This window comes from Allobosea sp. CER48 (assembly GCF_044752385.1).
Classification (GTDB): Bacteria; Pseudomonadota; Alphaproteobacteria; order Rhizobiales; family Beijerinckiaceae; genus Allobosea.
Map to the genome: position 1 here is coordinate 1 of NZ_JBIWYK010000184.1, position 6,078 is coordinate 6,078.

8 protein-coding genes and 1 pseudogene are annotated in these 6,078 nt (G+C 67.3%); 7 read left to right on the top strand and 2 right to left on the bottom strand.

Annotation, left to right across the window (positions count from 1 at the left end; genetic code table 11):
- The first annotated feature begins 62 nt into the window (after nt 1–62).
- Both ACIPIA_RS08825 and ACIPIA_RS08830 read left to right on the top strand, forming a co-directional pair.
- A complete protein-coding gene (locus tag ACIPIA_RS08825) occupies nt 63–425 on the top strand; it encodes a hypothetical protein (protein ID WP_400508640.1) in 363 nt (120 codons plus the stop codon).
- A 188-nt stretch (nt 426–613) separates the two neighbouring features.
- A pseudogene (locus ACIPIA_RS08830) lies at nt 614–1,282 on the top strand (helix-turn-helix transcriptional regulator); the annotation flags it as partial.
- Nucleotides 1,283–1,386: 104 nt separating this feature from the next.
- On the opposite strand, the gene purN reads toward ACIPIA_RS08830, so the two are convergent.
- Nucleotides 1,387–2,004: a phosphoribosylglycinamide formyltransferase gene (gene purN / locus ACIPIA_RS08835; protein ID WP_400508641.1), complete on the bottom strand. Its 618-nt coding sequence runs from the start codon at nt 2,002–2,004 to the stop codon at nt 1,387–1,389.
- 2 nt (nt 2,005–2,006) lie between these two features.
- Nucleotides 2,007–3,080: a phosphoribosylformylglycinamidine cyclo-ligase gene (gene purM / locus ACIPIA_RS08840; RefSeq protein WP_400508643.1), complete on the bottom strand. Its 1,074-nt coding sequence runs from the start codon at nt 3,078–3,080 to the stop codon at nt 2,007–2,009.
- Nucleotides 3,081–3,224: 144 nt separating this feature from the next.
- Between purM and ACIPIA_RS08845 the strand changes: the two genes are divergently transcribed.
- From ACIPIA_RS08845 to ACIPIA_RS08865, 5 genes are all read left to right on the top strand, one after another.
- Complete coding sequence (locus ACIPIA_RS08845) at nt 3,225–3,755, top strand: CDP-alcohol phosphatidyltransferase family protein (protein WP_400508645.1); 531 nt, start codon at nt 3,225–3,227, stop codon at nt 3,753–3,755.
- Between the two features lie 91 nt (nt 3,756–3,846).
- Complete coding sequence (locus tag ACIPIA_RS08850; protein WP_400508647.1) at nt 3,847–4,956, top strand: AI-2E family transporter; 1,110 nt, start codon at nt 3,847–3,849, stop codon at nt 4,954–4,956.
- Nucleotides 4,957–4,964: 8 nt separating this feature from the next.
- Nucleotides 4,965–5,663 (top strand): HdaA/DnaA family protein, encoded by a 699-nt coding sequence (locus ACIPIA_RS08855; RefSeq protein WP_400508649.1) that lies wholly within the window; start codon nt 4,965–4,967, stop codon nt 5,661–5,663.
- Nucleotides 5,664–5,698: 35 nt separating this feature from the next.
- Complete coding sequence (locus tag ACIPIA_RS08860; protein ID WP_400508651.1) at nt 5,699–5,908, top strand: hypothetical protein; 210 nt, start codon at nt 5,699–5,701, stop codon at nt 5,906–5,908.
- 1 nt (nt 5,909) lies between these two features.
- Nucleotides 5,910–6,078: DUF1796 family putative cysteine peptidase (locus ACIPIA_RS08865; RefSeq protein WP_400508653.1), on the top strand; the 169-nt coding region annotated here is incomplete at its 3' end.

The window sequence follows — 6,078 nt, forward strand, 5'->3', positions numbered from 1 at the left end:
CGGGGCGTGGGCGCAGCCTGGTGATCTCGCTGCGCCCCGTTCCTTGAAGGGCAGACGATATCATGATGATGCGGCGGATGGGTGCGGTCGTGCTGGCCGGTGGATTGTCGATCCTGGCGAGCTTCTCGGCCTACGCCGCAAGCAGCTCCACGGCGCTGCCGCCGCCGGATCCGACGGCGAAGAACCTCACGCCCTACATGATCCAGCTGCGTGCTTTCGATGCCTGCCTGGTCACCCAGTCCCAGCTCCTGGGGACGACGCGCGAGGCCGTGCACACTCCGTGCAGCTGCTACGCCAAGGGCACGGTCAGCGCCATGACCAAGGACGAGATCCAGGCGTTCCGGGACACCGGCTATTTCAACGACTCGGCCCGCGAAAAGGGCCTTCGTTTCATCGACCAGTGCAAGCTGAAGCGGCCGTTCTGAGCTGATCGGCGCGCCGGGCAAACGGCGCGCGCGTCTCTCTCCACGGTCGCCTTTCTGCTGACAGACTCCTGACAGAAGCTGTCAGCGCGGCTGAGCCATTCTGCCGCAGCTCCAGTTCGCCGCCGTTCGATCGTTGTCGATCGAACGGCGGGGGCGCTGGATCGGGAGACGAGTGGGGAGACGACGCCGTGCAGCGCGCCGAACGATTGCTCGATATGATTCAAAGCCTGCGTCGCCGCAGGCGCCCCGTGACGGCAGAGACGCTGGCCTCAGAGCTAGATGTCTCCGTGCGCACGGTTTACCGCGACATCGGCGCCCTGGTGCGTCAGGGCGTGCCGGTGCGCGGCGAAGCGGGCATCGGCTACGTGCTCGATGCCGGGTTCGACCTGCCGCCGCTGATGCTCTCTCCCGACGAGATCGAAGCCGTTCTCGTCGGCATGCGCTGGCTCAGCGAGCGTGCTGACCCCGTTCTGGCGCGTGCCGCCGAGGATGTGGTCAGCAAGGTCGCTGCCGTGCTGCCGCCGCACCTGCGGCCGATCCTGCTCGACGGCGCGCTGTTTGCCGCGTCCTACCCCGGCGATGTGCCTGCCGATCAGGTCGATGTCGCCGCTGTGCGCGCCGCCATTCGCAACGGCCGCAAGCTCTCGATCCACTACAGCGACGAGAGCGGGCAGGCGACGCAGCGCATGATCTGGCCGATCGGCATGACGTTCTACGAGCGCGTGCGGATCGTCATCGCCTGGTGCGAGCTTAGGCAGGCCTTCCGCCATTTCCGCACCGACCGCATGACCGGGCTTGTCGCACTCGATGAGCGTTATCCTGCTCGCCGGGCCGATCTCTTCCGTCGCTGGCAGAAGGAGGAGCAGAGCGCCCGCGAAGAGTGGGAGCGCTGCAAGCGCGAGGGCGCCGACGCGCCAGGCCAGCCCTGTGCACAGCGGCTGGAGGAGAGTTCGGAGGCTGGTCAGGCCCGGATGACGACGTCGCCCGCGAGCCTCGCGCGGCCTGAGGCGACATCCGCCAGCGCCGCGGGGTAGAGCTTGTGCTCCTCGACGAGGACGCGTTGCGAGAGCGTCTCCTCGTCGTCGCCGGGCAGGACCGGCACTTTCGCCTGCAGGATCACAGGTCCCGCATCGAGTTCGGGCACGACGAAGTGCACCGAGCAGCCATGTTCGCTGGCTCCGGCCTCAAGCGCCTGCCGATGGGTATGCGTCCCCTTGAACAGCGGCAGCAGCGACGGGTGGATGTTGATCATCCGCCCTTCCCAGCGCTTCACGAACCACGGCGTCAGGATGCGCATGAAGCCGGCGAGCACCACCAGGTCGATCTGGTTGACGCGCAGCAGCTCGTCGACTGCGCGCTCGAACGCTTCTCGATCCCTGCCGAAGGGGCGGTGGTCGATGGTCGCTGTGGCGATGCCGAAGCTGCGGGCCCGGTCGAGCCCGGCGACATCGGGGATGTTGGAGATGACGAGCGCGATCTCGGCGGGATAGCCCGGTGCCTGCGCCGCCTCCGCCAGTGAGACCATGTTCGAGCCGCGCCCGGAGATCAGCACCCCGACGCGCTTGTGGGTGTCCGGCATGCTCACAGCGCGAGCTTGCCGCGATAGCCGACCTGTTCCTCGCCGGCCGCCACCGGCACGATCTCGCCGAGCTTCACCGGAGCCTCGCCGGCCGCCTTCAGGGCCGCGAAGACCTCGCCGGCCTTGTCGGCCTGGGCGGCGACGATCATGCCGATGCCGCAGTTGAAGGTGCGGAGCATCTCACGCTCGGCGACGCCGCCGACCTTGGCGAGCCAGCCGAACACGGGCGGGACGGGGATGGCCGGCAGATCGAGCGCGACGCCGAGCCCTTCGGGCAGCACGCGCGGGATGTTGTCGGGGAAGCCGCCGCCGGTGATGTGGGCCAGCGCCTTGATGCCGTCGGTCGCCTTGAGAGCCTGCAGGAGCGGCTTCACATAGATCCGCGTCGGCTCCAGCAATGCTTCGGCCAGGCTCTTGCCGGGAGCGAAGGGGGCGGGCGCGCCCCAGCCGAGGCCGCTGACCTCGACGATGCGGCGCACCAGCGAATAGCCGTTGGAGTGTACGCCGGAAGAGGGCAGGCCGAACACCACGTCGCCCGGCTTCAGATCCTCGCGCGGAAGCAGGGTGCCGCGCTCGGCCGCGCCGACCGCGAAGCCGGCTAGGTCGTAGTCCTTCTCGGCATACATGCCGGGCATCTCGGCGGTTTCGCCGCCGATCAGCGCACAGCCGGCCTGGCGGCAGCCATCGGCGATGCCACGCACGATCTCGACGCCGACCTTCGGATCGAGCTTGCCGGTGGCGTAGTAGTCGAGGAAGAGCAGCGGCTCGGCGCCCTGGACGATCAGGTCGTTGACGCACATCGCGACGAGGTCGATGCCGATCGTCGAATGCAGTCCGCTCTCGATCGCGATCTTCACCTTGGTGCCGACGCCGTCATTGGCCGCGACCAGGATCGGGTCGCTGAAGCCGGCAGCCTTGAGGTCGAACAGTCCGCCGAAGCCGCCGATCTCCGCGTCGGCACCCGGCCGGCGGGTCGCGCGGACCAGCGGCTTGATCTCGTCGACCATGGCGTTGCCGGCGTCGATGTCGACACCCGCCTGCGCATAGGTCAGTCCGTTTGCGCCGGGCTTGCTCATTGCGTTTCGCCTTCCTTGCGTGCTTGCGGGAGCGATAGGCAAGCGCGCGGCGCGTTGCAAGGCGTATCGGCGTTTTCGCTCTTGCCGATCCACCGCCGGCCACCTTAGCGTCGCTTCCTGTCGAGATCCGCTCGGGCGTTTTTGATGACGATCCCCAATCTGATCACGGTCGGCCGGCTGTTTCTCGTGCCGCTGGTGATCGTCATGATCGTCAATGCGCGCTGGGACGCCGCCTTCATCCTCTTCGTGGTGGCGGGGGTCTCCGACGCCATCGACGGCTTCCTCGCCAAGCGCTGCGGCATGGCAAGCGAGCTGGGTGCCTGGCTCGACCCGGTCGCCGACAAGGCGTTGATCGTTTCGATCTATATCGCGCTGGCGGTCGTCGGTGTTGTGCCGACCTGGATCGTCATCCTGGTCGTGGCGCGGGATCTGATGATCGTGGCGGCGGTGATCCTCTCCTGGCTGATGGATCGCCCCGTGACGATCGCGCCCTTTGTCATCAGCAAGCTCAATACTGCAGCGCAGATCGCTTTCGCCGCGCTGGCGCTCGGCTCGCGTGCCTTCGGCGTCGAACTCGGCTCGGTGGCCGTGGCGGCGGAGTTCGTCGTCGCTCTGTTGACGCTCGCCTCCATGGCGGCCTATCTCGCCTTCTGGCTTCGCCACATGGCGGGCTGAGGAGGCTTCACCCGCGGTGGCGGACTGGAACTTCGGGCTTCCGAGCACATTTGTTCCGTTCGCCGGCCGGATACGCGAAAGAGGCTGATCGATGACGTTGCAGCGCCAGATCGGCTTTTGGCTGGGTTCGCTCCTGGTCTTCGTCCTCGTGCTCGTGCTGCTGCGCGACATCCTGCTGCCCTTCATCGCGGCGCTGGCGCTCGCCTATCTGCTCGATCCGCTGGCCGACCGGCTGGAGCGGATGGGCATGAAACGGCTGACCGCGACGATCGTCATCCTCGTCATCTTCCTCGTCATCTTCGTGCTGGCTCTGGTGCTGCTGGCACCGCTGCTGGGGCGGCAGCTCGCCGGGCTGGTCGACCGGCTGCCTTCCGATGCTGCGAAGCTGCAGGCGCTCGCGATGGAGAAGGGCTTCCCGTGGCTCGAACGCCTGGGCGCCGGCAACCTGCAGCAGGAAGCGCAGAACTCGCTCGGCAACCTCGTCGGCGAGGCGACCAAATGGGTGGGTGGCCTGCTGCAGTCGCTCTGGAGCGGCGGCACCGCCATCGTCGGCGTCTTTTCGCTGCTCGTGCTGACCCCGGTCATCGCCTTCTACCTGCTCGTCGACTGGGACCGGATGGTCGCGACCGTCGACAGCTGGCTGCCGCTCGACCATCGCGACACCATCCGCGGCCTGCTGCACGAGATGGACCTCGCCATCGCCGGCTTCCTGCGCGGGCAGGCGCTGGTCTGCCTGCTGCTCGGCACCTTCTATGCCATCGGCCTGAGCATCATCGGCGTCAATTTCGGCGCGCTCATCGGAATCATCTCGGGTTTCCTGTCCTTCATCCCCTATGTCGGCTCGCTGACCGGCCTCGTGCTCTCGGTGGGCGTCGCCATCGTGCAGTTCTGGCCGGACTGGACCTGGCCGCTCGCGGCGCTCGGCGTCTTCCTCGCCGGTCAGTTTCTCGAAGGGAACATCTTCCAGCCGAAATTCGTCGGTGACTCCATCGGCGTGCACCCGGTCTGGCTGATGTTCGCGCTGCTCGCCTTCGGCTCGCTGTTCGGCTTCGTCGGGCTGCTGCTGGCCGTGCCGCTCGCGGCCGTCATCGGCGTGCTCTGCCGCTTTGCTCTGCGGCAATATCTCGCCAGCAATCTCTATCACGGCGTCGGTGCCAAGCGTGCAGCCCGGACGAAGACGGGCGCCGACGTCGAGCTCTGAAACACGCCATGTCAGATGTTCCGCCACGCCCGCGCCAGCTCGCCTTCGACCTGCCCGTCGACAGCCGCCATGGGGTCGAGGATTTCCTCGTCGGCCCCTCGAACGAGGCGGCCTACGGGCTCGTCGAGCGCTGGCCGCAATGGCCCGACGCCTGGCTGCGCCTCACCGGGCCCGAGGGCGCCGGCAAGACCCATCTCGCGGCCATCTGGGCGCGGGCTGCCCATGCCTGGACAATCCGGGGGACGGAACTGACCGAGGCGGAGGTTCCGCATCTGGTCTCGGGCGGCGCCCTGGTCGTCGAGGATTGCGACGCCGGTCCGCTGGACGAGGCCGCACTGTTCCACCTGATGAACGCGATGAAGGCGCGCGGCGGCCATCTGCTGCTGACGGCGCGGCAGGAGCCCGATCTCTGGGGTTTGCGCGTGCGGGATCTCCTCTCGCGGCTCAGGCTTGCGCCGGGCGCGACGATCTCGGCGCCCGATGACGGATTGCTGCGCGCGCTTCTGGTCAAGCTCTTCATCGACCGCCAGCTCGTGGTCGATACCGCCGTCATCGAGGCACTGGCGCTCAGGATGGAGCGCTCCTTTGCGGCCGCGCGGCAGGTGGTCGACCGTCTCGACCGCGTCGCCCTGGAGCGAGGCCGCCGCGTCACGCGCCCCCTGGTGCAGGAGGTGCTGGCGGAGCTGTTCCCGGACGAGCCGGGCTGATCGGCGCAATCCCCAACCGGAAGGACAGGACGGACATGAGCGAAGCCGCTGCGGGTATCTGGCTGTTCTCCTATGGCACGCTGCGCCAGAAGAACGTTCAGCTCGCCACCTTCGGCCGCGAACTCGAAGGCCGCGAGGATGCGCTCGCCGGCTTCGCCAGCAGCATGATCGCGATCTCCGATCCGGAGGTGGTTGCGACGAGCAGTGGTTTCTGCAGGGGACACCGAGAGATGCCGGCAATCTGAAATGACAGAAACTCAGCCTTTAGGTCCCGCGAACTGGCTCTCGCTGGGGGAAAACTGCCTGCCGGACAACATCCTTGAGCGGAACGGCTTGAAGATGTTCAGCACGCCGTTTTCACACGGCCGATCCAACATCGAATACGCCATACAGCTCCACTCGGAAGGCTACTCAT